The sequence below is a fragment of the Streptomyces sp. NPDC090045 genome, from assembly GCF_044747975.1.
Lineage (GTDB): Bacteria > Actinomycetota > Actinomycetes > Streptomycetales > Streptomycetaceae > Streptomyces.
The window spans coordinates 413286-439400 of record NZ_JBIVFA010000006.1; the positions used below are offsets into that span (position 1 = coordinate 413286).

General features: G+C 70.9%; 23 protein-coding genes and 4 tRNA genes. 13 read left to right on the forward strand and 14 right to left on the reverse strand.

The window, feature by feature from the left end:
* The first annotated feature begins 59 nt into the window (after positions 1–59).
* Positions 60–1547, forward strand: coding sequence for a N,N-dimethylformamidase beta subunit family domain-containing protein (locus ACIPYQ_RS19525; protein WP_401252648.1), 1488 nt, complete (start codon positions 60–62; stop codon positions 1545–1547).
* Positions 1548–1659: 112 nt separating this feature from the next.
* A complete protein-coding gene (locus ACIPYQ_RS19530; RefSeq protein WP_361753479.1) occupies positions 1660–2565 on the forward strand; it encodes a phosphoribosylaminoimidazolesuccinocarboxamide synthase in 906 nt (301 codons plus the stop codon).
* Positions 2566–2613: 48 nt separating this feature from the next.
* Here the strand turns inward: ACIPYQ_RS19530 and ACIPYQ_RS19535 are convergent.
* From ACIPYQ_RS19535 to ACIPYQ_RS19570, 8 genes are all read right to left on the reverse strand, one after another.
* Positions 2614–2686: transfer RNA gene (locus ACIPYQ_RS19535), tRNA-Gly, on the reverse strand.
* Between the two features lie 24 nt (positions 2687–2710).
* A complete protein-coding gene (locus ACIPYQ_RS19540) occupies positions 2711–3322 on the reverse strand; it encodes a response regulator transcription factor (protein WP_327414865.1) in 612 nt (203 codons plus the stop codon).
* Positions 3319–4557 carry a sensor histidine kinase gene (locus ACIPYQ_RS19545; RefSeq protein ID WP_401252652.1) on the reverse strand — a complete coding sequence of 413 codons (1239 nt, stop codon included), beginning with the start codon at positions 4555–4557 and terminating at the stop codon, positions 3319–3321. The genes ACIPYQ_RS19540 and ACIPYQ_RS19545 overlap by 4 nt, the downstream gene beginning before the upstream one ends.
* 29 nt (positions 4558–4586) lie before the next feature.
* A complete protein-coding gene (locus ACIPYQ_RS19550) occupies positions 4587–5351 on the reverse strand; it encodes an ABC transporter permease (RefSeq protein WP_401252655.1) in 765 nt (254 codons plus the stop codon).
* Positions 5348–6292, reverse strand: coding sequence for an ABC transporter ATP-binding protein (locus tag ACIPYQ_RS19555; protein ID WP_401252658.1), 945 nt, complete (start codon positions 6290–6292; stop codon positions 5348–5350). Before ACIPYQ_RS19555 ends, ACIPYQ_RS19550 begins: the two co-directional genes overlap by 4 nt.
* A gap of 166 nt (positions 6293–6458) precedes the next feature.
* Positions 6459–6531 (reverse strand) — tRNA-Gly (locus ACIPYQ_RS19560).
* 72 nt (positions 6532–6603) lie between these two features.
* Positions 6604–6675 (reverse strand) — tRNA-Gly (locus ACIPYQ_RS19565).
* A gap of 88 nt (positions 6676–6763) precedes the next feature.
* Positions 6764–7081 (reverse strand): Lsr2 family protein, encoded by a 318-nt coding sequence (locus ACIPYQ_RS19570; protein WP_361753488.1) that lies wholly within the window; start codon positions 7079–7081, stop codon positions 6764–6766.
* Positions 7082–7432: 351 nt separating this feature from the next.
* Between ACIPYQ_RS19570 and purS the strand changes: the two genes are divergently transcribed.
* From purS to ACIPYQ_RS19600, 6 genes are all read left to right on the forward strand, one after another.
* Positions 7433–7678 (forward strand): phosphoribosylformylglycinamidine synthase subunit PurS, encoded by a 246-nt coding sequence (purS, locus tag ACIPYQ_RS19575; protein WP_030009438.1) that lies wholly within the window; start codon positions 7433–7435, stop codon positions 7676–7678.
* A gap of 2 nt (positions 7679–7680) precedes the next feature.
* Positions 7681–8361 (forward strand): phosphoribosylformylglycinamidine synthase subunit PurQ, encoded by a 681-nt coding sequence (purQ, locus tag ACIPYQ_RS19580; protein ID WP_361753490.1) that lies wholly within the window; start codon positions 7681–7683, stop codon positions 8359–8361.
* Positions 8358–10607, forward strand: a complete 2250-nt coding sequence (gene purL / locus ACIPYQ_RS19585; protein WP_361753492.1) for a phosphoribosylformylglycinamidine synthase subunit PurL — start codon at positions 8358–8360, stop codon at positions 10605–10607. The genes purQ and purL overlap by 4 nt, the downstream gene beginning before the upstream one ends.
* A 194-nt stretch (positions 10608–10801) precedes the next feature.
* On the forward strand, positions 10802–11053 hold the full coding sequence (locus tag ACIPYQ_RS19590) for a hypothetical protein (RefSeq protein ID WP_401252665.1): 252 nt from the start codon (positions 10802–10804) through the stop codon (positions 11051–11053).
* 9 nt (positions 11054–11062) lie between these two features.
* Positions 11063–11854, forward strand: coding sequence for a sterol carrier family protein (locus tag ACIPYQ_RS19595; protein ID WP_362235723.1), 792 nt, complete (start codon positions 11063–11065; stop codon positions 11852–11854).
* A 47-nt stretch (positions 11855–11901) separates the two neighbouring features.
* Positions 11902–12708, forward strand: coding sequence for an META domain-containing protein (locus tag ACIPYQ_RS19600; protein WP_401252668.1), 807 nt, complete (start codon positions 11902–11904; stop codon positions 12706–12708).
* Between the two features lie 55 nt (positions 12709–12763).
* On the opposite strand, the gene ACIPYQ_RS19605 is transcribed toward ACIPYQ_RS19600, so the two are convergent.
* Positions 12764–14197 (reverse strand): sulfatase-like hydrolase/transferase, encoded by a 1434-nt coding sequence (locus ACIPYQ_RS19605; protein WP_401252671.1) that lies wholly within the window; start codon positions 14195–14197, stop codon positions 12764–12766.
* A 116-nt stretch (positions 14198–14313) separates the two neighbouring features.
* Entirely contained in the window at positions 14314–14409 is a 96-nt protein-coding gene (locus ACIPYQ_RS19610) for a putative leader peptide (RefSeq protein WP_324617183.1), read from the reverse strand.
* A gap of 148 nt (positions 14410–14557) precedes the next feature.
* Here ACIPYQ_RS19610 and purF point away from each other — a divergent pair, with 148 nt between their 5' ends.
* Both purF and purM read left to right on the forward strand, forming a co-directional pair.
* Complete coding sequence (gene purF / locus ACIPYQ_RS19615) at positions 14558–16075, forward strand: amidophosphoribosyltransferase (RefSeq protein WP_362237484.1); 1518 nt, start codon at positions 14558–14560, stop codon at positions 16073–16075.
* A gap of 105 nt (positions 16076–16180) precedes the next feature.
* Positions 16181–17251: a phosphoribosylformylglycinamidine cyclo-ligase gene (gene purM / locus ACIPYQ_RS19620; protein WP_401252676.1), complete on the forward strand. Its 1071-nt coding sequence runs from the start codon at positions 16181–16183 to the stop codon at positions 17249–17251.
* Between the two features lie 94 nt (positions 17252–17345).
* Here the strand turns inward: purM and ACIPYQ_RS19625 are convergent, their stop codons facing one another.
* Together ACIPYQ_RS19625 and ACIPYQ_RS19630 are read right to left on the reverse strand one after the other, a co-directional pair.
* Positions 17346–17609: a DUF3073 domain-containing protein gene (locus ACIPYQ_RS19625; RefSeq protein WP_319723731.1), complete on the reverse strand. Its 264-nt coding sequence runs from the start codon at positions 17607–17609 to the stop codon at positions 17346–17348.
* Positions 17610–17899: 290 nt separating this feature from the next.
* Complete coding sequence (locus ACIPYQ_RS19630) at positions 17900–18994, reverse strand: Glu/Leu/Phe/Val dehydrogenase dimerization domain-containing protein (protein WP_361753506.1); 1095 nt, start codon at positions 18992–18994, stop codon at positions 17900–17902.
* Between the two features lie 206 nt (positions 18995–19200).
* On the opposite strand from ACIPYQ_RS19630, the gene ACIPYQ_RS19635 reads away from it, so the two are divergent.
* Together ACIPYQ_RS19635 and bldC are read left to right on the forward strand one after the other, a co-directional pair.
* Positions 19201–20055, forward strand: coding sequence for a hypothetical protein (locus ACIPYQ_RS19635; protein ID WP_361753508.1), 855 nt, complete (start codon positions 19201–19203; stop codon positions 20053–20055).
* A 567-nt stretch (positions 20056–20622) separates the two neighbouring features.
* On the forward strand, positions 20623–20829 hold the full coding sequence (bldC, locus tag ACIPYQ_RS19640) for a developmental transcriptional regulator BldC (RefSeq protein WP_003949541.1): 207 nt from the start codon (positions 20623–20625) through the stop codon (positions 20827–20829).
* A gap of 608 nt (positions 20830–21437) precedes the next feature.
* On the opposite strand, the gene ACIPYQ_RS19645 is transcribed toward bldC, so the two are convergent.
* Positions 21438–21511 (reverse strand) — tRNA-Asp (locus tag ACIPYQ_RS19645).
* 93 nt (positions 21512–21604) lie between these two features.
* Positions 21605–25528 carry an ATP-dependent RNA helicase HrpA gene (gene hrpA, locus ACIPYQ_RS19650; protein ID WP_401252680.1) on the reverse strand — a complete coding sequence of 1308 codons (3924 nt, stop codon included), beginning with the start codon at positions 25526–25528 and terminating at the stop codon, positions 21605–21607.
* A 150-nt stretch (positions 25529–25678) separates the two neighbouring features.
* On the opposite strand from hrpA, the gene ACIPYQ_RS19655 reads away from it, so the two are divergent.
* The gene (locus ACIPYQ_RS19655; protein WP_401252683.1) at positions 25679–26089 is read left to right on the forward strand and encodes a hypothetical protein; all 411 of its coding nucleotides are present in this window, start codon (positions 25679–25681) and stop codon (positions 26087–26089) included.
* Positions 26090–26115: the final 26 nt, after the last annotated feature.

A 26115-nucleotide genomic window follows, 5' to 3' on the forward strand; every position in this document is an offset into this window, starting at 1 on the left:
GTCTGCCGCGCACCGACACGATGCACGCCCGTTCGGGGGAGCGAGGGAGGGGAGCGGTCATGGGTGCGGACCAGATCCGGCGTTGGGAGTCAGGTGCGCTCGCGCACGCGGTGACCGATCCCTTCGGACAGGGCCCCCTGCCCTGGTTCCGGGGGAGCGAGCTCTACTTCGACGACACCGGCCACGTCGTCCCCTGGTACGTGGACCCGGCCGCCGCGGCCGCCGGCACCGGCCAGATCCCCCGCGCCCGCGGCAACGGCGGTCCCCGCACCGCCGACGACGTGCACCGCCAGATCAAGGGCTTCGCCTCCACCGGCGCGGTCACCCCCGGCGAGGCCATCGACTTCCACATCACCGTCGACCCGCCCCAGCAGTTCTCCGTCGACGTCTACCGGATCGGCCACTACGGCGGCGACGGGGCCTCCAAGATCACCACCAGCCCCCGTCTCTCCGGCATCGTGCAGCCGGCCCCCCTGGCGGCCGACCGGACCGTCTCCTGCCACCACTGGTGGCTGTCCTGGCGCCTGCAGGTCCCGTCCTACTGGAGCGTCGGCGCGTACGTCGCCGTCCTCACCACCGCCGACGGCTACCGCTCCCACATCCCCTTCACGGTCCGCGACGACCACCCCGCGGACCTCCTGCTCCTGCTCCCCGACATCACCTGGCAGGCCTACAACCTCTACCCGGAGGACGGCCGCACCGGCGCCAGCCTCTACCACGCCTGGGACGAGGACGGCCGGCTGCTCGGCGAGCAGGACGCGGCCCACACCGTCTCCTTCGACCGCCCCTACGCGGGCGCGGGCCTGCCCCTGCACGTCGGCCACGCCTACGACTTCATCCGCTGGGCCGAGCGCTACGGCTACGACATCGCCTACGCCGACACCCGCGACCTGCACGCCGGCCGCGTCGACCCCACCCGCTACCGCGGCCTGGTCTTCCCCGGCCACGACGAGTACTGGTCGGCCCCCATGCGCCGCACCGTCGAGCGCGCGCGCCTGAACGGCACCTCGCTCGTCTTCCTCTCCGCCAACACCATGTACTGGCAGGTCGAGCTCGCCCCCTCCCCCTCCGGCGTCGCGGACCGGCTCCTCACCTGCCGAAAACGGCGCGGTCCGGGCCGCCCCAGCCTGTGGCGCGAGGTCGACCGCCCGGAGCAGCAGCTGCTCGGCATCCAGTACGCCGGCCGGGTCCCCGAGCCCGCGCCGCTGATCGTGCGCAACGCCACGCACTGGCTCTGGGACTCCACCGGCGCAAGCGAGAACGACGAGCTGCCCGGCCTGGTCGCGGGCGAGGCCGACCGCTACTTCCCGCGCACCCAGCTCCCCGAGCACCAGGACCGGATCCTGCTGGCGCACTCCCCGTACCTCGACAGCGAGGGCCACCGGCGCCACCAGGAGACCTCCCTCTACCGGGCGCCCAGCGGGGCACTGGTCTTCGCCTCCGGCACCTTCGCCTGGTCCCCGGCCCTCGACCGCCCGGGCCACGTCGACGAGCGGGTGCAGCGGGCCACCGCCAACCTCCTCGACCGGATCTGCAAGCACGACTGACCCCGCCACCGACCCCCGGCCGACCCGCGGCCGACCCACCCCCTGTCCACAGGAGGGGACCAAGGTGCGCGAGAATCGGGGTGCGCTTCATACAGAACCACAGGGAGACCCCGTGTCCGGATTCGTCGAAAAGCCCGAGCCGGTTCAGGTTCCGGGCCTCGTCCACCTCCACACCGGCAAGGTGCGCGACCTCTACCGCGACGAGGACGACCGCCTCGTCATGGTCGCCAGCGACCGCATGTCCGCCTTCGACTGGGTCCTGCCCACCGAGATCCCGGACAAGGGCCGCGTCCTGACCCAGCTCTCCCTGTGGTGGTTCGACCAGCTCGCCGACCTCGTCCCGAACCACGTCATCTCCACCGACCTGCCCGCGGGCGCCCCCGCCGACTGGGCCGGCCGCACGCTGATCTGCCGCAACCTGGACATGGTCCCGGTCGAGTGCGTGGCCCGCGGCTACCTCACCGGCTCCGGCCTCGCCGAGTACAAGCAGACCCGCACGGTGTGCGGGCTCGGGCTCCCCGAGGGCCTCGTGGACGGCTCCGAGCTGCCCGGCCCGATCTTCACCCCGGCCGCCAAGGCCGAGGTCGGCGAGCACGACGAGAACGTCTCCTACGAGGAGGTCGCGCGCACCACCGGCGCCGAGACGGCGGCGCTGCTGCGCCAGACCACCCTGGCCGTGTACGGCCGCGCCCGGGACATCGCGCGCGAGCGCGGCATCATCCTGGCCGACACCAAGTTCGAGTTCGGTTTCGACCCGAAGGACGGCACCCTGATCGCCGCCGACGAGGTGCTCACCCCGGACTCCTCCCGCTTCTGGCCGGCGGACCAGTGGGAGCCGGGCCGCTCGCAGCCCTCCTTCGACAAGCAGTACGTCCGCGACTGGCTGGCCTCCCCGGCCTCCGGCTGGGACCCCAAGGGCGAGCTCCCGCCGCCGGCCCTCCCCACGCAGGTCGTCGCGCAGACCCGCGCCAAGTACATCGAGGCGTACGAGCGGCTCACCGGACTGACCTGGTCCTGAGACACGAAGAAGCCCCCGGTCCGAGGACCGGGGGCTTCTTCACTGCAGAGCGGACAACGCGACTCGAACGCGCGACATCCACCTTGGCAAGGTGGTGCTCTACCAACTGAGCTATGTCCGCAGGTGCGCCGTAACGCGAGAACTACTATACCCAACCTCGCTCGCGTGCGAGACGTACTGCCGTGTGACGGTTCTCGGCGCCCAGCTTCGTCGCCGCCGAGGACAGGTAGTTCCGTACGGTCCCCTGCGACAGCGCGGCCCGTTCGGCGATCTCCGCGACCGGCGCCCCGTCCGCCGCCAGTTCGAGGACCTCGGCCTCCCGCGCGGTCAGCGGCGAGTCCCCCGCGCTGATGGCATCGGCCGCCAACTCCGGGTCCACGTAACGGCCTCCGGCGTGCACGGTCCGGATCAGTTCGGCCAGCCGCTGCGCCGAGACCGTCTTCGGCGCGAAGGCCCGCACCCCCGCGGCCAGTGCCCGCTTCAGGTGCCCGGGACGGCCGTGACTGGTCACGATCATGGTCCTGCAGTCGGGGAGCTCGGCCCGCAGCGATGTGGCGACACTCACACCGTCGGCCCCCGGCATCTGCAGGTCCAGCACGGCCACGTCCGGCCGGTGCGCCCGCGCCATCGCCAGCGCCTCGGGGCCCGAGGCCGCCTCCGCGACGACGAGCAGGTCGTCCTCCAGGGCGAGCAGGGCCGCCAGCGCCCCGCGGATCAGATGCTCGTCGTCGGCGAGCAGTACGCGTACGGGGCTCACGCCCGCACCTCCAGTCGTTGGGTTTCCCGGTCCGGGATCTCCGCGAGCAGCCGGAACCGGCCGTCGCCCACCAGCCCTGCCTGCAGGGTCCCGTCCAATGCGGCGAGCCGCTCCCGCAGCCCGGCCAGCCCCGAGCCGGGCGGCCCCGCGGGGGCGTCGGGCGCCCCGTCGTTCTCCACCACCAGCGTCACGGAGCCGGTCTCCGGGGCGGTCAGCCGGATCAGGCAGCGGTGCGCGTCCCCGTGCCGCAGCACGTTCGTCGTCGCCTCGCGGACCACCCAGCCGAGGGCCGACTGGACCTCGGAGGGCAGCTCGCGCCCGGGCCGGAAGTCGACCCGGCAGTCCATTCCGGCCGCGCTCAGCACCCCGCGCGCGCCCTCCAGCTCCACCGCGAGGTCCGCCTCCCGGTAGCCCCGCACCACGTCCCGGACCTCCCGCTGGGACTCCTGGGCTATCCGCTGCACCTCGATCATCTGCTCCACCGCCTCCGGCCGTTCGCGCCGCGCCAGCTGTACGGCCAGCTCGCTCTTGAGCGCGATCACGGCCAGGTTGCGGCCCATCACGTCGTGCAGGTCGCGGCCGAAGCGCAGCCGCTCCTCCGCCACCGCGAGGCGGGCCTGGACCTCCCGCGAGCGGTCCAGCTCGTAGACCGTGTTCAGCAGCCAGGCGGAGAAACCGCTGGTGAAGCAGAGGAACAGGCTGCCCACCAGGACCCCGATGAGATACCCGAGGACCTCTCCGCCGGGCAGCCCCAGGGCGAGTGCGGCCAGGCTCGTCCCGGCCGCCGCGACCGGGGCCACGTACCGCATCCTGCGCACCGACCGCAGGCACAGCACCAGCGAGCCGGAGCCGAACGAGGTCAGTCCGGACACCAGCGCCGGCGCCGCCGAGGGCTCCGCGATCCTTCCGCCGGCCTCCAGGGCGAGGACGCCCAGGGTGGCGGCGCCCGTCACGGCGGCCATGAACACCGCGAGCCGGACCGGGCGTTCGCGCCGCCCCACCACCCAGTCCAGCGCCCTGGAGTTCAGCACCCCGCACAGCGCCGCGTGACCGCACAGCACCACGAAGAGCGTGCCGGGCACCAGGGCCGAGGACTTCTGCGCCGCGCCGACCAGCGGAAGCAGCCCGAAGGACACGATCTCCAGGAGCACGAAGAAGTGGAACGACCACCGGGTGTAGAGCTCGAGCTTCCCCGCACTGCTGCGGTTCTTCCACCACCCCGTCAGCTTCGGCATCCTCACGTCTCCCCGTCCCCCGACTCGTCCTACCTGCGCGGTTCCCAGCGGAACCACTTCTGCACAGCAAACACGGTGATCATGACCCAGGCCAGCGTGTTGAGTGCGGCCCCCAGCAGGTCGTAGGCCTCGGCGCCACCGCTCCAGCCGGCCCGCACCAGGGTCATCACCCCGCTCAGCGGCAGCAGTTCGGCCAGGGAGGCCGCGAGGTCCGGCAGCGAGTCCGCCGGCATGAACAGCCCCGAGCCGAGCGCGGTCACGAGGAACAGCGGCAGCGTGGTGAGGCCGGCGGTCTCCACGGTGCGGGTGACGGAGCTGGTCACCGCGGACATCCCGGCCAGCAGCACGACGCCGGCGAGGACGGCCGCCACCAGCAGCAGCGGGTTGCGGGGCAGGCGCACGTCGAGCAGGGCCGCGCCGGCCACGGCGAGCACCGCGATCTGGCCGAGCGCGAGGACGGCGGCGGGCAGCGCGGTCCCGGCGAGGATCTCCAGGTCGTTCGCCTCGCCGGTGCGCAGCCGCTTGAGGACGAGCTCCTCGCGCCGGGCGACGTAGGCGGAGACCAGGTTCATGTAGACGACGAGGACCAGCACCATGCCGATCCCGCCGGTCACGGTGGCCTCGCCGAGGGCCTGCGCGCCCTCGGCCCCGCTGAGGGAGGAGCGCAGGACGAACACCATCAGCAGGGGCATCAGGAAGGCCATGCCGAGCGCGGCCCGGTTGCGCACCAGCAGGGTGAGCTCGGAGCGGCCGAGCGCGGCGAGCCGGCCGGGGTTCAGGGTCAAGGTGTTCATCGGGTCCCCGCCATCGTGTCCTCGGTGCGGCCGCCGGCGTTGCGGCGGTTCTCCGCGATCTCCAGGAAGGCCTCCTCCAGGGAGGCGGACCGGGCGTCGAGCCCGTCCAGTTCCACGCCGTTCTCCCGGGCCCAGCCGAGCAGTTCGGTCAGGTCCGCCTGGAGCCGTTCGGTACGGATCTCCACGCGCCGCCCGTCGGCCGCCGCGCGCAGCGCCAGCGGCAGCCGGGCCGCGGGCACCGCGGCCGGCAGGGTGAAGCGGATCCGGGCCGGCCGGGTGGCGGTCACCTCCGCCGGGGTGCCGGACAGGACGAGCTCCCCCTCGTGGAGGATCGCGAGGCGGTCGGCGAGCTCCTCGGCCTCCTCCAGGTAGTGCGTGGTCAGCAGCACCGTGGTGCCCTGCGCCCGCAGCTCCCGTACCAGCGCCCAGGTGTCCCGTCGCCCTTCGGGATCCATTCCGGTGGTCGGCTCGTCCAGGAAGAGCACCTCGGGGCGGCCGAGGAGGGCCAGCGCCAGGTCCAGTCGCCGCCGCTCACCGCCGGAGAGCTGCTTGACCCGTACGGAGGACCGCGCGCCCAGGCCGACCAGTTCCAGCACCTCCGCCGTCGGGCGGGCGCCGGTGGTGACGCCGGCCCACATCCGGACGGTCTCGGCGACCGACAGGTCGGAGGGGAAACCGCCCTCCTGGAGCATGACGCCGGTGCGCGGGCGGACCTGGGTCCGGCGCGTGTAGGGATCGAGCCCGAAGACGCGCACCCGGCCGTCGCTCGGCGGGGCCAGCCCCTCCAGGAGCTCGACCGTGGAGGTCTTGCCCGCGCCGTTGGTCCCGAGCAGGGCGAAGACCTCGCCCCGCGCGACGGAGAAGGAGACGCCCCGGACGGCCTCGAATCCGCCGGCGTAGCCGCGGCGCAGGCCCTGGGCTTCGATCACGGTGTCAGTCATGACTCAAGCCTCGGCGCGGCCGGACCGGGTCGGCAGTGCGCGCCGTCATCATCCGCGATGACATTTGTCAGGGGAGTCCGCCCTCGCCCGCGGGGGGACGGAGAGGAGAAAGGGAGGGAATACGAAGAAGGCCCCGATCGCAATGATCGGGGCCTTCTGCATACAGAGCGGACGACGCGACTCGAACGCGCGACATCCACCTTGGCAAGGTGGTGCTCTACCAACTGAGCTACGTCCGCATGCAGTGCACCACCGGGGTGGTGCGTGCATCACTCTACCCGATCCACCGTGGTGGTCGGAAAGCGATGCAGAGCGGGTGACAGGAATCGCACACTGCGCCTTCCCTCTGGAAGAGGGATGTTCTGCTACTGAACTACACCCGCACGACCTCGGAGGCTCTGACCTGCGGCCTGGCCCCTTGGCGTGATCCACACACTAGCCGACGGTGGGGGGTGGATGGCAAATCGGCCCTCAGTGAGCCGCGTTGTAGGCCTCGTAGATCTTCTTCGGGATGCGGCCGCGCGGGGGCACGTCGTACTGGTTGGACCGGGCCCAGGCCCGGACGACCGCCGGGTCGGGGGCGACGGCGGTGTGCTTGAAGGCCTTCCCCGAGCGGGACTGGCGGCGGCCGGCGGCCACGAAGGGGGCCAGGCCCTTCCGCAGTTTCTTTGCGTTGGCCACATTGAGGTCGATCTCGTACGACTTACCGTCCAGAGCGAACACGACCGTTTCCGCCGCTTCTCCGCCATCGATGTCGTCGGAGAGCGTGACTACTACGCGCTGCGCCACGGATATCGGTCCCTTCGTGCGACGTCGCCACCTGCTGACGTGCGGTGATGTCGCCTGTGTGGATGTTTCGGGGCAATGCATCTTTCATCCCCCGTTGCGAGGCGACAAATGACACTCGCCCGGAGTGATTCCTTTGTACCTCGATTCCCATTGCATTGCGAAGCCCAGTTAATTCTCTCCGCGTGTCCCGCCGCAATGCCGGGTACGTGGTTTTCCGGCGGATTTTGCGAAGCGTTGGTGAAGCCGAAACGGCCCGGTGATCACGCCCTCCGGATATCTACCCGCGTAGAAATTTTGGCCGGGTACGCTGATGGAACCGCCTTCGCACCAACCACCACACGGGAGTGCCCGATGGCACGCGTCGTAGTCGACGTCATGCTCAAGCCGGAGATCCTCGACCCCCAGGGCCAGGCGGTGCAGCGTGCACTGCCGCGCCTGGGCTTCGAGGGGATCGCCGACGTCCGCCAGGGGAAGCGCTTCGAACTGGAGGTGGAGGGACCGGTCGACCAGGCCGCCCTCGACCGCATCCACAAGATGGCCGAAACGTTCCTCGCCAACACCGTCATCGAAGACTTCACCGTGAAGGTCGAGGCCTGACGGTGACCACTCGCATCGGAGTCGTCACGTTCCCCGGAACGCTCGACGACCGTGACTCGCTGCGCGCCGTCCGCCTCGCGGGGGCCGAGCCGGTCTCGCTGTGGCACCGCGACAAGGACCTGCACCAGGTCGACGCGGTCGTCCTCGCGGGCGGCTTCTCCTACGGGGACTACCTGCGCGCCGGGGCCATCTCCCGCTTCTCGCCGGTGATGGAGACCATCATCGAGCAGGCCAAGGGCGGCATGCCCGTTTTGGGCATCTGCAACGGCTTCCAGGTCCTCACCGAGGCCCACCTGCTGCCGGGGGCGATGCTCCGGAACAACCACCTGCACTTCATCTGCCGCGACCAGAAGCTGCGGGTGGAGAACGCGGAGACCGCGTGGACCGGCGACTACACCGCCGGCCAGGAGATCTCCGTACCGCTGAAGAACATGGACGGCCGGTACGTCGCCGACGAGCGCGTGCTCGACGAACTGGAAGCCGAGGGCCGCGTCGCCTTCCGCTACCTCGACGTCAACCCGAACGGTTCGCTCCGCGACATCGCCGGCATCACCAACGCCGCGGGCAACGTCGTCGGCCTCATGCCGCACCCCGAGCACGCGGTCGAGCCGCTGATCGGGACCGGCCGCACCGACGGCCTCCCGTTCTTCACCTCGGTCCTGAAGAAGCTGGTCAGCGCATGAGCCTCGACACCGTCAAGAACGCCACCGAAACCCCGGACGCCTCCCAGCCGTGGAAGGAGCTCGGCCTCAAGGAGGACGAGTACGCCCGGATCCGGGAGATCCTCGGCCGCCGCCCGACCGGCGCCGAGCTCGCCATGTACTCGGTCATGTGGTCCGAGCACTGCTCGTACAAGAGCAGCAAGGTCCACCTGAAGCAGTTCGGCGAGAAGGCCCCCCAGAACGACGCCATGCTCGTCGGCATCGGCGAGAACGCGGGCGTCGTCGACGTGGGCCAGGGTTACGCGGTCACCTTCAAGGTCGAGTCGCACAACCACCCCTCGTACATCGAGCCCTACCAGGGCGCGGCCACCGGCGTCGGCGGCATCGTCCGCGACATCCTCGCCATGGGCGCCCGCCCGGTCGCCGTCGTGGACCCGCTGCGCTTCGGCGCGGCCGACCACCCCGACACCAAGCGCGTCCTGCCGGGCGTGGTCGCGGGCATCGGCGGCTACGGCAACTGCCTGGGCCTGCCGAACATCGGCGGCGAGGTCGTCTTCGACGCCTGCTACCAGGGCAACCCGCTCGTCAACGCCGGCTGCATCGGCGTGATGAAGCACGAGGACATCCACCTCGCCAAGGCCTCCGGCCCCGGCAACAAGGTCATCCTCTACGGCGCCCGCACGGGCGGCGACGGCATCGGCGGCGTCTCGGTCCTCGCGTCCGAGACCTTCGACGACACCAAGCCCACCAAGCGGCCCGCCGTCCAGGTCGGCGACCCCTTCCAGGAGAAGCTCCTCATCGAGTGCACCCTGGAGATCTTCAAGGAGAAGCTGGTCGCGGGCATCCAGGACCTCGGCGGCGCCGGGCTCTCCTGCGCGACCTCCGAGCTGGCCTCCGCCGGCTCCGGCGGCATGCGTGTCGAGCTGGACACCGTGCCGCTGCGCGACGCGACGCTCTCGCCCGAGGAAATCCTCATGAGCGAGTCGCAGGAGCGCATGTGCGCGATCGTCGAGCCGCAGTACGTCGACCGGTTCATGGAGATCTGCGAGAAGTGGGACGTCATCGCCACCGTCATCGGTGAGGTGACCGACGGCGAGCGCCTGGAGATCTTCTGGCACGGCGAGCAGATCGTGGACGTGCCCCCGGGCACCGTCGCCCACGAGGGCCCGGTCTACAACCGGCCCTACGCCCGCCCCGAGTGGCAGGACGCGCTCCAGGCGGACGACGCGGGCAAGCTGCCGCGCCCGCAGACCTCCGAGGAGCTGCGCGCGCAGGTCCTGGCCCTGGTCTCCTCGCCGAACCAGGCGTCGAAGTCCTGGGTCACCGACCAGTACGACCGCTTCGTGCAGGGCAACACCGTCCTGTCGCAGCCCGAGGACGCGGGCATGGTCCGCATCGACGAGGAGTCGAACCTCGGCGTGGCCATGGCGACCGACGGCAACGGCCGCTTCGCCAAGCTCGACCCGTACACGGGCGCGCAGCTCGCGCTGGCCGAGGCGTACCGCAACGTCGCCGCGACCGGTGCCAAGCCGCTGGCCATCTCCGACTGCCTGAACTTCGGCTCCCCCGAGGACCCGGGCGTCATGTGGCAGTTCGCCGAGGCCTGCCGCGGCCTGGCGGACGGCTGCCTGGAGCTGGGCACCCCGGTGACCGGCGGCAACGTCTCCCTCTACAACCAGACGGGCGACATCGCCATCCACCCGACCCCGGTCGTGGCGGTCCTCGGCGTGATCGACGACGTCAACCGCCGTACGCCGATGGCGTTCTCGGAGGCCGGCCAGCTGCTGTACCTGCTGGGCGACACGGCCGAGGAGTTCGGCGGCTCGGCCTGGTCCCAGGTCGTCCACGACCACCTCGGCGGCATGCCGCCCAAGGTGGACCTGGGCCGCGAGAAGCTGCTCGGCGAGATCCTGATCTCCGCCTCGCGCGACGGCATGATCGACGCCGCGCACGACCTGTCCGACGGCGGCGTGATCCAGGCGCTCACCGAGTCCTGCCTGCGCGGCGGCAACGGTGCGCGGATCGTGGTGCCCGAGGGCCTGGACGCCTTCACCTTCCTGTTCTCCGAGTCCGCGGGCCGGGCCGTCGTGGCCGTCCCGCGCAGCGAGGAGCTCCGCTTCACCGACATGTGCGGTGCGCGGGGCCTGCCGGCCACCCGCATCGGCGTGGTGGACGGTGAGGAGATCGAGATCCAGGGCGAGTTCACCCTCCCGCTGGCCGAGCTCCGCGCGGCCCACGAGGCGACGATCCCGGCCCTGCTGGCCTGATCCCGCCGTAGCGCGTACGAGGCCCCGTCCACCGTGTGGGCGGGGCCTCGGCCGTGCTCGCGCCCGGTTCGCGGCGCGGACCGGGGCAGGCTGCCCGACCGCTCCGTGGGCGCGCCCGTCGCCGCGCACACCTGGGGCGAGCCGGATCCAGGACGGCCACCACCCCTGGTGGATCCGGACGCAGACCTACTTCGGTGACGAGGCGCAGGGCACGTACGTCGCTCCTCCCGAGCCGGATCCCGGTCGTCGAGCGCAAGGCCGGACGGCAGGACGGCGTCCTCTTCGCAGCCGCCGACTGCCAGGGCCGTCCGGCGGCCTTCACCCTGCAGGCGGGCGCCACCGGGTACCGCGAGCTGGTGGGGCCGCGCCTGGCCGAGCTGTTCAAGGCCTACGCCACCGATGCCGCCGCGCGGCGCGGCTGCACGGAGCCGACGCTGCCCGGATAGGGTCGCCGCATGCCGCCCGCCAGGAAGAAGCCGCGCACCTACGACCCCGCCAGGATCCGTACGGCCGTCACCGCGCAGTTCGCGCATGTCGGCGCGGCCGTGGGGGAGTTGGGGCCCGAACAGCTGGCACGCCCCAGCGGGCTCGGGGACTGGAGCGTCGCCGACCTCGCCGGGCACATCGCCTGGATCGCGGACTCGCTGGCCGGCGGCCTCGCCCGGCCGCCCGCCGCCGTCGCCGAACTGTCCGCCGTCGAATGGCCCTTCGCGACCGCCTCCCTCGCCGGGAAGATCTCCGAAGCGGCCCGGGAGACCCTCACCGGCGCCCCGTTGCCCGAGCTGTACGAGCGGGCGGCGGCCCGCATGGCGGAGGCGCTCGCGGCGCATCCGGGCACCCGCGTGCTGGACCTGTGGATCGGGGACATGACCCTGGCCGACTTCCTGGTGACCCGCACCGTGGAGCTGGTGGTCCACACCGACGACCTGAACCGGGCCGCCGGACTGGCCATCCCGATCGAACGGCAGGCGCTGGCGGCCTGCACCCGGCTGCTCGCCGACGCCCTCGCGCTCAAGGCCCCGGGCGGTGCGGTCGAGGTGCGGATCCCGCCCTTCGCGGTGGTCCAGTGCGTCGAGGGGCCGCGCCACACCCGCGGCACCCCGCCGAACGTGGTGGAGACCGACCCGCTGACCTGGATCCGGCTCGCGACCGGCCGTACGGGATGGGCGGAGGAACTCGACGGGGCGCGGGTCAGCGCCAGTGGCGAGCGGGCCGACCTGTCCGCGCTGCTCCCGCTGATGAGCTGAGCGCGGCCATGACGGAACCGTCCCGGCGCCCCGTCCGTCCCAGGGGCATGCGTACCTTCCGGCACGTCCACACTCCCGCGGGGCTGGCCCTCGTACTCGCCCTCGCCCTGGCCGGCTGCGGCAAGGCCGAGGAGGGCGGGAGCGTCTGGCAGCCCGATGTCGTGGGCTCCTGGGCCGTCGAGTCGCTGACGACCGGCGGCCGCACCCTGCACGCCCCCGAGGCCGCCCGGGTCGACTTCGCGCAGGACGCGGCCACCGGCAGCTACGGCTGCAACGGCTTCAAGGCGGCGGTCGTCCGCGACGGCGAATCCGCCCTGACCGTCACCCCCGGCACGACGACCACCATGGCCTGCGAGGACATGGAGTTCGAGACGGCCTTCGCCCGGCTCTTCACGGGCCGGCTGACGATCGACCGGGGGCCCGACCGGCTCACCCTGAAGACCGCCGACGGGAGCACCATCGCGATGAGCTCGAAGCCCCCGGCCGCGGCCGCCCCGCTCACCACGACCGAGTGGACCGTCGAGTCGCTGATCAGCGGCGGGACCGTGTCCTCGGTGCCCGCCGAGGCGGCCGGCAAGGCGCACTTCGCGATCGCCCCCGATTCCACCGCGGGCGGCAGCCTCGGCTGCAACCGGTTCAGCGCCAAGGCCACCGTCGACGGCCCCACGGTCACCTTCGGGCCGCTCACCACGACCCGGATGGCCTGCGAGGGCCCGGTGGGCGAGGTCGAGCGGAACCTCACCCTGCTGTTCGGCAGCGGCCCGCTCACCACGAAGATCGAGGGCCAGACGCTGACCCTCACCGCACAGGACGGCAAGGGCCTGACCGCCCGGGCGGCCTCGGCCGTGGAATGACCACCACCGGGGCCACCATCGGGGCCACAGCCCGGGCCGTGCCCGCGCGGCCGGGTCAGCCCGGGTAGGGCAGCAGCCCGGCGTCCACCTTTTCCCAGGCCGCCCGCAGCTCCGCCAGCCGGGCCGGCTCCACGGCGGCCTTGTCGGCCTGTTCGCGGATGTCCCCGGCCAGGTCGAAGAGCTGGTCCCGGCCCGTCTTGCCGCGGTAGTACTTCCAGTCCCCGCGACGCAGCGCCCGCTCGCCCCGGACCCGCCAGAACAGGTCCCGCGCGGCGGCCTTCTCGCCGCGCAGCAGGTAGCCGGCCAGGCTCACCCCGTCCAGCGGGTAGGCCCGGTCCGGCCGCGCCCCGGCGACCTCCAGCAGCGTCGCCGTCCAGTCCGGGCTGAACACCGGCACGTGGCTGACCTGGCCGCCGTCCAGCCGGGCGGGCCAGCGCGCGATGTTCGGCACCCGGATCCCGCCCTCCTGCAGGGAGGCCTTGTTGCCGGACAGCGGCCAGTTGTACGAGAAGCGCTCGCCGCCGTTGTCGCTGGAGAAGACGACCAGGGTGTCGTCCTCCTGGCCGGAGCGCTTCAGGGCCGCCAGCACCTTGCCGACCGAGCGGTCGAGGTCCTCGACCATCTCCTTGTACTTCTCGACCGAGCCGCCGTCCTGGTGCCACAGGGCCCGGCCGTCGCCCGCCTTGATCCGCCGGACGATCTCGGCGCTCTGCTCGGTGTCCCCGTCGGCGATCCACGGCCAGTGCGGGGTGGTGAAGTTGAGGTTCAGCAGCCACGGCCTGCCGTGGTGGTCGCGGGAGACGTACTCGCTCGCCCGCTCGGTGATGATCCGCGTGTAGTAGCGCAGGTCCTTGTACTCGGCGTCGCCCTCGTAGAGGTCGTACTCGCCGCCCAGGCCCAGCTTGGAGTAGTACTCCAGGGCCCCGCCGAAGTTGCCGAAGAACTCGTCCCAGCCGGACCTGGTCGGGCTGTAGTCGGGCAGGTAGCCCGCGTGCCACTTGCCGATCAGCGCGGTGGCGTAGCCGGCTCCCTTCAGCAGCGAGGCCAGCGTCGGGTGGGTGGGGTCCAGGCCGACCGACTTGTCGGCGATCGGCTCGGCCAGCCCGCCCCTGGTGCGGCCCGGGTAGCGCCCCGTGTAGAGGCTGAACCGGGTCGGCGAGCAGGTCGCGGAGCCCGAGTAGGCGTCGGTGAACCGGACGCCCTGGCGGGCCAGCCGGTCGAGGTTCGGGGTCTTGATGTGCGGGGAGCCGTACGCGGAGAGGTCGGCCCAGCCCAGGTCGTCACCCAGGATGAACAGGATGTTGGGCCTGCGGGCCCGCCGGTCGCGGGCGGCCCGGAACTCCCGCTCCTGGGGGCCCGCGGCCTGTGCGCCGGCGCCCTCGGCGGCCTGGGCCGGGGCGGCGCCCAGCCCCACCGCGGCGGCGGCCGCGGTCACGCCGACGGTGCCCCCGAAGGCACGACGGGACAGCTTGTTCTCGTACGAAGACACAGGTACTCCAGAGCACGGTCCGCCGGCCGGCTCCGGGCGGGGCGCGGGACGGCGCGCGGCACGGCGGAGCAGGGCGGGGCGGAGCGGAAAGGGGAAATGGAGAGGAAGAGTTGTGGCTACGCGGAACAGCGACAGATGGCGCTCGCGACACGGACCAGGTCCACGTGCCGGCGCTCGACGAGGGTGACGGTGCGGTCACCGAGAGGCTGCATGGACCGAGAGCCTGTACGAATGCCTTCGTACATGTCAACAAGGTGATCCGAATACCGAGACGGAGGCGTCCCGTCACCCTCTGTGCTGTGACATTTCCCGGCCGTCCCCAATTCGGACCAGTGGTCGATCTCGCCTACACTCGGAAGCGTGCCTCGTGGTGATGGACGACTCAACCACGACCTGCTCCCCGGCGAAAAGGGCCCCCAGGACGCTTGCGGCGTCTTCGGTGTCTGGGCTCCGGGTGAAGAGGTCGCCAAGCTCACCTACTTCGGACTGTATGCACTGCAGCACCGCGGACAAGAGTCCGCGGGAATCGCTGTGAGCAACGGTTCCCAGATCCTCGTCTTCAAGGACATGGGCCTCGTTTCCCAAGTCTTCGACGAAACCTCTCTCGGCTCGCTCCAAGGTCATATCGCGGTCGGTCACGCCCGCTATTCGACCACCGGGGCCTCCGTCTGGGAGAACGCGCAGCCCACTTTCCGCGCGACCGCCCACGGCTCGATCGCCCTGGGTCACAACGGCAACCTGGTGAACACCGCCGAGCTCGCCGAGATGGTCGCCGACCTCCCCCGTCAGGACGGCCGTGCCACCCAGGTGGCCGCCACCAATGACACCGACCTGGTCACCGCCCTGCTCGCGGGGCAGACCGACGAGGACGGCAAGCCCCTGACGATCGAGGAGTCGGCCACCAAGGTCCTCCCGAAGGTCAAGGGCGCCTTCTCCCTCGTCTTCATGGACGAGGGAACCCTCTACACCGCCCGTGACCCGCAGGGCATCCGCCCGCTGGTCCTCGGCCGCCTGGAGCGCGGCTGGGTGGTCGCGAGCGAGACCGCCGCCCTCGACATCTGCGGCGCCAGCTTCGTCCGCGAGGTCGAGCCGGGCGAGCTCATCGCGATCGACGAGAACGGTCTGCGGACCTCTCGATTCGCGGAAGCGAAGCCCAAGGGCTGTGTCTTCGAGTACGTCTACCTGGCGCGCCCGGACACCGATATCGCCGGCCGGAACGTCTACCTCTCGCGTGTCGAGATGGGCCGGCGCCTGGCCAAGGAAGCCCCGGTCGACGCCGATCTGGTGATAGCGACGCCGGAATCCGGCACGCCCGCCGCCGTCGGTTACGCCGAGGCCAGCGGGATCCCGTACGGCTCCGGCCTGGTCAAGAACGCCTACGTCGGCCGGACCTTCATCCAGCCCTCGCAGACGATCCGCCAGCTCGGCATCCGTCTGAAGCTCAACCCCCTCAAGGAAGTCATCCGGGGCAAGCGCCTGGTGGTCGTCGACGACTCGATCGTCCGCGGCAACACCCAGCGCGCCCTGGTCAAGATGCTCCGCGAGGCCGGCGCGGCGGAGGTTCACATCCGGATCTCCTCGCCGCCGGTGAAGTGGCCGTGCTTCTTCGGCATCGACTTCGCCACCCGGGCCGAGCTGATCGCCAACGGCATGTCGGTCGACGAGATCGCCACGTCCCTCGGCGCGGACTCGCTCTCGTACATCTCGCTCGACGCGATGATCGAGGCCACCACCATCCAGAAGCCCAACCTCTGCCGTGCCTGCTTCGACGGCGAGTACCCGATGGATCTGCCCGACCCGCAGCTCCTGGGCAAGCAGCTTCTGGAGAACGAGCTCGCGGGCGGCACGGACGCCGCCGACGCGCTCCGGCGGCCGTAGGCGTTCCGGGATTCGGCCTGCTCAACCTGCGCTGGGCCCTCTCTTTGAGGCTTCTCCGGGGGCCCAGCACCACACGCAGTAACGACACGAAAGCTCTCTCCTGTCATGACAGAGAAGACCACCGGTGCCAGCTACGCAGCCGCAGGCGTGGACATCGAAGCGGGCGACCGCGCCGTCGAGCTGATGAAGGAGTGGGTGAAGAAGACGCAGCGCCCCGAGGTCCTCGGCGGCCTCGGCGGCTTCGCCGGCCTCTTCGACGCCTCCGCCCTCAAGCGCTACGAGCGCCCGCTGCTCGCCTCGGCCACCGACGGCGTCGGTACCAAGGTGGACATCGCCCGTCAGCTCGGCGTGTACGACACCATCGGCCACGACCTGGTCGCGATGGTCATGGACGACATCGTCGTCTGCGGCGCCGAGCCGCTCTTCATGACCGACTACATCTGCGTCGGCAAGGTCCACCCCGAGCGGGTCGCGGCCATCGTCAAGGGCATCGCCGAGGGCTGCGTCCTCGCCGGCTGCGCCCTGGTGGGCGGCGAGACCGCCGAACACCCCGGCCTGCTGGGCCCGGACGACTTCGACGTGGCGGGCGCCGGCACCGGCGTCGTCGAGTACGACCGCCTGCTCGGCGCGGATCGCATCCGTACGGGTGACGCCGTCATCGCGATGGCATCGTCCGGCCTTCACTCGAACGGGTACTCGCTCGTCCGGCACGTCCTCTTCGACCGGGCCGGGATGTCCCTGGACCAGCACGTCGAGGAGCTCGGCCGCACCCTCGGCGAGGAGCTCCTGGAGCCCACCAAGATCTACTCGCTGGACTGCATGGCGCTCACCCGTATGGCCGAGATCCACGCCTACTCGCACATCACCGGCGGCGGCCTCGCGGCGAACCTGGCCCGGGTCATCCCGGACCACCTGCACGCCACGGTCGACCGGTCGACCTGGACCCCCGGCGCGATCTTCGACCTGGTCGGCAAGGCCGGGCAGGTGGAGCAGCTGGAGCTGGAGAAGACCCTGAACATGGGCGTCGGCATGATGGCCGTGGTCCCGCAGGAGTCGGTGGACGTGGCCCTGACCGCGCTGGCCGACCGGGGCGTCGACGCCTGGGTCGCCGGCGAGATCCTGGACCGGGGCGACCACGCCGAGGGCGCGACCCTCACCGGGTCCTACGCGGGCTGAGCAGCACGGAAACCCGGTCCGGGGCGAGGCCCTGGACCGGGTTTCGATGTTTCGTCAGCTGACGCAGACGCTGCTCTGCAGAAGGATCCGCGCGTCAAGCCCCGCGACGGTGCGCCGACGGACCGGACTCTTCGTCCTCGTCGTCGTCATCGCGGTTGTAGAGCTCCGCGTACCGAGCGTACGGGTCGTCCTCGTCCAGCTCGTCGTCGTCTACCTCGACCGGCTCGCTGACAGGCAGCGGTTCCGCGGTCGATGCGCCCAGCTCGTTGGCCAGACGCGACAAGTCAGTCCCGCCGCTGCTGTACTTCAGCTGGCGGGCGACCTTCGTCTGCTTGGCCTTTGCCCGGCCGCGCCCCATGGCTCGACCCCCTCGGTGACGGGGCTCGACGGCCCCAGAGTCTGACACGCGTTCATGGTTCGGAGCGGGCTCTCCGTGGAGAGACCGTCCGTAGGGGTTTAACGGTACCTGCTTCCGCGGCCATACGGTACGCCGCCCGCATGACGCGCCCCGGTGCAGAACCAACGAGGCGCCCCGTCCTCCCTGGTCAGCTGCGATTTTAACCTTTTCCTGGCGGGCGACCCGCCGAAGCGCAGTGAGTTCCGTCTCGCCGCGCCCCGGCGGGTGCGCCCAAGGGTCCCGCCAGGGGCCTAGAGCGCGCGGGCGGCGCGGGCGTCCGCCATCCGCTGCTCGGCGATCCGGTCGGCCGCGGCGGCCGGCGGAATGCCGTCCGCCTTCGCGCGAGCAAAGATTTCGAGCGTGGTGTCGAAGATCTTCGTGGCCTTGACCTTGCAGCGGTCGAAGTCGAAGCCGTGCAGCTCGTCGGCGACCTGGATGACGCCACCGGCGTTGACCACGTAGTCGGGCGCGTAGAGGATGCCGCGGTCCGCGAGGTCCTTCTCGATGCCCGGGTGCGCGAGCTGGTTGTTCGCCGCACCGCAGACGACCTTGGCCGTGAGGGCGGGGACCGTCTCGTCGTTCAGGGCGCCGCCGAGCGCGCAGGGGGCGTAGATGTCCAGGCCCTCGACGCGGATGAGCGCGTCCGTGTCGGCGACCGCGGTGACCTTGCCCGGGTGCTTGTCGAGGATCCGGCGCACCGACTCCTCGCGCACGTCCGTGATCACGACCTGGGCGCCGTCCTCCAGCAGGTGCTCGACCAGGTAGTGGCCGACCTTGCCGACGCCGGCCACGGCGACCTTGCGGTCGCGCAGGGTCGGGTCGCCCCACTGGTGCTGGGCGCTGGCGCGCATGCCCTGGAAGACGCCGAAAGCGGTGAGGACCGAGGAGTCGCCCGCGCCGCCGTTCTCGGGGGAGCGGCCGGTGGCCCAGCGGGTCTCGCGGGCCACGACGTCCATGTCGGCCACGTAGGTGCCGACGTCGCAGGCGGTCACGTAGCGGCCGCCGAGGGACTCCACGAACCGGCCGTAGGCCTGGAGCAGTTCCTCGCTCTTGATGACGTCCGGGTCGCCGATGATGACGGCCTTGCCGCCGCCGAGGTCGAGACCGGCGAGGGCGTTCTTGTACGACATGCCGCGCGAGAGGTTCAGCGCGTCGAGGACGGCCTCCTCGTCCGAGGCGTACGCGTGGAAGCGCGTACCGCCGAGGGCCGGGCCCAGGGCGGTGGAGTGGATCGCGATGACGGCCTTCAGGCCGGAGGCTCGGTCCTGGCACAGCACGACTTGCTCGTGGCCGCCCTGTTCCGTACGGAACAGGGTGTGCAGGACGCCGTCGGTCATTTCGGTCACGGTGGTGACTCCCATGGAAGAGATGCGGCGGAAAGACGCCCGCCCTGCGGGTGGGGGAGGGCGTGCTGGGAGCAGAGTAAGACCTGCGGGCCCCGCGTAGGCGTCCTGTCCGGGGATCGGAACACACTCGGAGTACGAGGCCCCCCGCGCCCGGCCGGGAGCGCCCCGGAGGTGAACCGGACCCTCAAAGGGGGGAGTACGAGAGCGTGAGCGAATCCCCCGATCCCCTGCTGCCGTCCGCGCGCTCGGCGCCGACCGTTCCGTACGCCTCCTACCTGCGCGTCTACGAGCCCCTGGCCGCCTTCGCGGAGCCGGAGCGCACGCACTGGGCCGCCTACGCCCGGCGCGGGGTGACCCCGACCGCCCAGGACGAACTGCGCAGGTCGCTCGCCGACTTGGTACGGGTCCCCGTGGTGGGGGTGCCGGCGCACGAGAGCGCGGACGCCTTCACGGCGGAAGTGGACGGGGTGCTGCTGGTCTGCCCGTGGCGCACCCGGCTCCGCGGCTGGCTGGCGCTCGAGGAACTGGTGGCGTCCTTCCCCCTTCCGGTGCTGGACGCGGCGCTCCCGCCGGGGACGCGCCGGCGGGCGGCCGAGGAGTACGAGCGCTGGCGCGAGCGGAACCCGGAGGCGCGCCCCTGGATCCGGACGGGCGTGTGGCAGATTCCGCTGCGCTGGTTCGTCCTGGTGGCCGACGAGGAGCGGGAGTACGTCCCGGGCGAGCGGCTGCGCTACCGGACGCCGATGGTGCAGGCCCGGCGGCGCCTCGCCCGGGCCCTGCGGACCCTGCGCGACGCGGAGGGGTACGGGATGCTCGCCGAGGGGCTGGTGGAGGTCGGGAGCTGGCTGGAGGAGTTCCACCCGAGGTCGATGGTCGAGCTGGACTACGGGGGGCTGCTGCACGCGCTGCCGGCGGACCGGCTGGCGGCCGACCGGTCGGCCGGGGATCTGGCGGCGGGGATCGCGGCCCTGCGGGCCGGCGACATGGAGGGGGCTTCCGAGGCCTACGGGGAGCTGGCGGAGCGGTGGCGGGCGGTCCGGGAGCGACTTTTCGCGAATTAGGCCGAAAGTGGCCTGTGTGGCTTTTTTCCTCCCCGAGGGTCGCGTACGTACTGTGGCGTATCGGTCGATCAGCCAATACTGGCTGATCAGGGCCTTGATCGTAAGATTTGGGACGTAGTACCAGGACCTACGTCCCGATACGGGCCATTGGCCCAAGCGTGACGGACCGCACTAACTACACCCTTGCGCCCTTCCCCTACCCTCGTGCCAAAATAGGACAAGGAGTCCGGGGAGGGTTCCTTCCGCCCAACTAAGGGCGGAATGCTCGGCATTGCGCTCTACGGGGGGTCTGACGGCTCCTGATCACTCTGTGACTGATCGTCACAGTGGGGTGACTGTCCGTTATGGGACGGTCCATCGGCTTCCGCCGCTGATGAACACCTCGGAGGGCAATTCCGTCGGTTTGGCCGTCGAGGCTGGACGGATGGTGTAGTTGTAGTGCCGAGGACAAGCCGTTCGTCCTATAACCGACTCGGCCCGCGTATGTCCATTTCGGGCAACGCGGGCCAAGGTGCAGAATTTAGAGGAAAGAACCGAGATGGTTCGGTTCTCCCGAGGAGGCCGCTCATGACCGCTCGCACCCCTGATGCCGAGCCGCTGCTGACCCCGGCTGAGGTTGCCACGATGTTCCGCGTGGACCCGAAGACGGTCACCCGCTGGGCCAAGGCTGGCAAGCTCACGTCCATCCGCACCCTGGGTGGACACCGCCGATACCGCGAGGCCGAGGTTCGCGCACTGCTCGCGGGAATTCCGCAGCAGCGCAGCGAGGCCTGAGGTCGCGTAAACACCCCGCTTTAACGGGTCTATATCGGGTCCCCCAATCCGATGAAACCCACATGGCTTCATGCGACGGAACCTGCCCCAACAGGTTCCAGTCGTTCGATCGCGCTGGACTCCGCCGGGTCCAGCGCGATCTTTTTTATGCCCAGGTCAGGGCGGTTCCGGATGCGCGCGCGGACCCCTGCGAGGTGGGTGCCATTGCACATATTAAATCGAGCAGGCGTAGGGATGCGATAAAAGTAGGAGTCTCAAAAACTCATGCGGTGACTCCCATCACAGATGATCACTCTTGTATATCCGGTTATGCACCCCGTAAAGGGGACGTGCGTCGCGGAGCGCGTCATGCGAACGGGGGATTCTGCGCGACCACCGCACCGGCGGCGCCCGACGGAGGCCCGGACGCGTCGCGGGCGGGCCGCGGTGACCCCGGCCGGGCCCACAGCGGGTGCCGGGGGCGGCCCACGGCCCCGTACCGCCCGGACGGGCCCCGTGTGGCCCGCGGGCGCCCTCGGCGGCCCCCAACGCCCCCGGACGGCCGGGTGTTGGCCCGCCAACGCGTCAGGGCCCGCATCCCCTGGGGGATGCGGGCCCTGACGTTTCTGCGAACCTGACGGGACTTGAACCCGCGACCTCCACCTTGACAGGGTGGCGAGCTAACCAACTGCTCCACAGGTCCTTGATTTGCGGCCGCTCGGCGGCTGCGAATCAGACTGTACCGCAGCTCAGGGGGTGCAGTCGAACCGGAGCATCCGGCCGGTCACCCGGCCGGTCACGGGGCCGCCGCGTCCACCGCCTTCACGATCCGCTTGTCGGAGATCGGGTACGCCGTCCCGAGGGCGTGCGCGAAGTAACTGACCCGCAGCTCCTCGATCATCCAGCGGATGTCCGTGACCGTCGTCGGCACCGGCCGTCCCTTCGGCAACTGCTCCAGCAGCCACGCGTACTCGTCCTGCATCTCGTGGACCTTCTCCATGCGCGTGGTGTCGCGCTGGACGCCCGTGGGCATCTGCTGGAGCCGCCGGTCCGCCGCCACCAGGTACCGCATCAGGTCCGGCAGCCTGCGCAGCCCGGTGAGCGTGACGAAGCCGGCCGGCACGAGAGCCGCCAGCTGCGCCTTGACGTCCTGGATGTTGGCGACCAGGGCGAGGCTGCCGGTGGCCTTCAGGCGGCGCTCACAGGCCTGCCAGGCGGCCAGCACCTGCTGCACCTGGCTCACCGTGCGCACGGTCGTGTCCACGAGGTCGGCACGGACGGCCTCGTAGAGCTTCCGGAAGCCCGCCTCGTCCCACGCGGGACCGCCGTGGTCCGCGATCAGCTTGTCCGTCGCCGCGGTCGCGCAGTCGTCGAACAGGGCCTGGATGGAGCCGTGCGGGTTCCTGGACAGGGCCAGCTTCTGCTGGTTGCTCAGGTGGTCCGAGGCGAACTTCGCCGGGTTCACCGGGATGTTCAGCAGGATGAGGCGCCGGGTGCCCAGCCACATCGCCTGCTGCTGCTCGGCCTCGGTGTCGAAGAGCCGTACGGACACGGTCGCGCCCTCGTCGACCAGCGCCGGGTAGGCCTTCACCGGCTGGCCGGCCCGCCGGGTCTCGAAGACCTTGGTCAGCGTGCCGATCGTCCAGTCGGTCAGCCCGGTGCGCTCCAGCGACTCCCCGCCCGCCCGCTCGGCGGTGGCTGCGGCGGCCTTGGAGAGGGCCTGGCGGGCCTTCGGCTTGAGCTTCAGCCGCAGCGCCTCCAGGTCCTTGTCCTCGGCGAGGTTCTTGCGGCGCTCGTCGATGATCCGGAAGGTGATCTTCAGGTGGTCCGGGATCCGGCCGAGGTCGAAGTCCTCGGCGGAGACCGGGACCCCGACCATCCGCTGGAGCTCACGGGCCAGTGTGACGGGCAGCGGCTCCTGCAGGGGTACGGCCGTGTCCAGGAAGCGGGTCGCGAAGTTCGGCGCGGGCACGTAGTGCCGGCGGATCGGCTTCGGCAGCGAGCGGATCAGCTCGGTGACGACCTCCTCGCGCAGGCCCGGGATCTGCCAGTCGAAGCCCTCGTCGGTGACCTGGTTCAGCACCTGCAGCGGGATGTGGACGGTCACGCCGTCCGCGTCCGCGCCCGGCTCGAACTGGTAGGTCACCCGGAACTTCAGCTGCCCCTGCCGCCAGGTGTCCGGGTAGTCGGCCTTGGTGACCCCGGCCGCCTTCTCGGTGAGCAGCATCTCCCGCTCGAAGTCGAGGAGTTCGGGCTCCTCGCGCTTCTTGTGCTTCCACCAGGAGTCGAAGTGCGCCCCGGAGACCACGTGCGGCGGGATCTTCTGGTCGTAGAAGTCGAAGAGGGTCTCGTCGTCCACCACGATGTCGCGGCGCCGCGCCCGGTTCTCCAGCTCTTCCACCTCGGTGAGGAGCTTGCGGTTGTCGGCGTAGAACTTGTGGTGCGTGCGCCAGTCGCCCTCGACCAGCGCGTTGCGGATGAACAGCTCGCGCGAGACCTCGGGGTCGATCCGGCCGTAGTTGATCTTCCGCTGGGCGACGATCGGGACGCCGTACAGCGTGACCTTCTCGTACGCCATCACGGCCGCCTGGTCCTTCTCCCAGTGCGGCTCGCTGTACGTGCGCTTGATCAGGTGCTGGGCGAGCGGCTCCACCCACTCGGGCTCCACCTTGGCGTTCACCCGGGCCCACAGCCGCGAGGTCTCCACCAGCTCGGCCGACATCACGAACTTCGGCTGCTTCTTGAAGAGCGAGGAGCCGGGGAAGATCGCGAACTTCGCCGACCGGGCCCCCAGGTACTCGTTCTTGTCGGTGTCCTTGAGACCGATGTGGGACAGCAGACCGGCCAGCAGCGAGACGTGGATGACCTGCTCGGGGGCATCGGCCTCGTTGACGTGGATGCCCATGGTCTTGGCGACCGTGCGCAGCTGCGAGTAGATGTCCTGCCACTCGCGGATCCGCAGGAAGTTCAGGTACTCCTGCTTGCACATCCGGCGGAACGAGGAGGAACCGCGCTCCTTCTGCTGCTCGCGGACGTAGCGCCACATGTTCAGGTACGAGAGGAAGTCGCTGGTCTCGTCCTTGAAGCGGGCGTGGTTCTGGTCGGCCTGGGTCTGCTTGTCCGAGGGCCGCTCGCGCGGGTCCTGGATCGACAGGGCCGCCGCGATGACCATGACCTCGCGGACGCAGTTGTTCTTGTCGGCCTCGATGACCATGCGGGCGAGGCGGGGGTCCACCGGGAGCTGGGACAGCTGGCGGCCCATCTGCGTGAGCCGCTTCTTGGGGTCCTTCTCCGCCGGGTCGAGCGCCCCGAGCTCCTGGAGGAGCTGGACGCCGTCGCGGATGTTGCGGTGGTCCGGCGGATCGATGAAGGGGAACTTCTCGATCTCGCCGAGGCCGGCGGCGGTCATCTGGAGGATGACGGAGGCCAGGTTCGTGCGCAGGATCTCGGCGTCGGTGAACTCCGGACGGGCGTCGAAGTCGTCCTCGGAGTACAGCCGGATGCAGATGCCGTCGGAGGTACGGCCGCAGCGGCCCTTGCGCTGGTTGGCGCTGGCCTGCGAGATCCGCTCGATCGGCAGCCGCTGGACCTTGGTGCGGTGGCTGTAGCGGGAGATCCGGGCGGTGCCCGGGTCGATCACGTACTTGATGCCGGGGACGGTCAGGGAGGTCTCGGCGACGTTGGTGGCCAGGACGATCCGGCGCCCGGTGTGCTGCTGGAAGACGCGGTGCTGCTCGGCGTGCGAGAGGCGCGCGTAGAGGGGGAGCACCTCCGTGAAACGAAGGTTCCGTTTGTTCAGGGCGTCGGCGGTGTCGCGGATCTCGCGCTCGCCGGAGAGGAAGACCAGGATGTCGCCCGCGCCCTCGGACTGGAGCTCGTCCACGGCCTCGCAGATCGCGGTGATCTGGTCGCGGTCGGAGTCCTCGGAGTCCTCCTCGAGGAGGGGCCGGTAGCGCACCTCCACGGGATACGTGCGCCCGCTGACCTCGACGATGGGCGCCTCGCCGAAGTGCCGGGAGAAGCGCTCGGGGTCGATGGTCGCCGAGGTGATGACGACCTTGAGGTCGGGGCGCTTCGGCAGCAGCGTGGCCAGGTAGCCCAGCAGGAAGTCGATGTTGAGCGACCGCTCGTGGGCCTCGTCGATGATGATCGTGTCGTAGGCGCGCAGCTCGCGGTCCGTCTGGATCTCGGCGAGCAGGATGCCGTCCGTCATCAGCTTCACGAAGGTCGCGTCCTGGTCCACCTGGTCGGTGAACCGGACCTTCCAGCCGACGGTCTGGCCGATCTCGGACTTCAGCTCCTCGGCGATGCGTTCCGCGACGGTGCGCGCCGCGATCCGGCGGGGCTGGGTGTGCCCGATCATGCCGCGGACGCCACGGCCCAGCTCCATGCAGATCTTGGGGATCTGCGTGGTCTTGCCGGAACCGGTCTCACCGGCGACGATCACGACCTGGTGGTCGCGTATCGCCTCGGCGATCTCGTCCTTCTTCTGGCTGACGGGCAGGTTCTCGGGATACGTGACCTCCGGCATCCGCGAGGCACGGCCGGCCAGTCGCTCGGCGGCCTTCGCGGCCTCCGCGGCGATCTCGTCGAGCACGGCCTGCTTGGCCTCGGGCTTGCGGATACGGCGGGCGCCTTCGAGGCGGCGGCCGAGGCGGTGCGCGTCACGGAGGGAGATCTCACCGAGAAGCGTCTGCAGGGCGGCGAAGGAAGTAGACATACCTGATCGAGGATCTCACCTGGGCCCTCCGGGTGGCGAACGCATTTGTCGGGCGGACCCGTACGATTTCGGGACGACTCAGTCAGCCGTACGTATGAGAGGCAGCCCACCTTGTCCCGCCCGCACCGATTGGCATGCGCCGCTCTGACGGTGTGGGCAGGCCTGCTGGTGGCCGTTCTCGCGGTGGTGCTCCCGGCTGCGGCCGCTCCGGCCCCGGCCGGCCCGGCGGCGGCTTCCGCTTCCGCCCCGGCGTCCGTCCCGGCTTCCGCCCCGGCCCCGGCATCCGACGCGGGGCCCGTCCGGTCCGGGGATCCGAATCCGGCCGCGGCCCCGGCCGTCTTCTCCGGCGGCGGTGGCCCGGCCTGTGCGCCCGGGGCCGCCGATCACGGCGGGCTCCCCGCCGTCCCGGCCCGGGCCGGGGGCGAGCACGCGCACGTACCGCCCGCGCGGCCGCTGCCCGAGGGGGCGCGCCCGTACGCGGCGATGCCCGTACGGGTCCTCGTACGCGGTCCCGACCGGCCGGCGCCCGGCCCGGTGGAGCTGTCCGTGATGCGGGTCTAGGGGGACCGCTCCCCCACCGGTCCGCC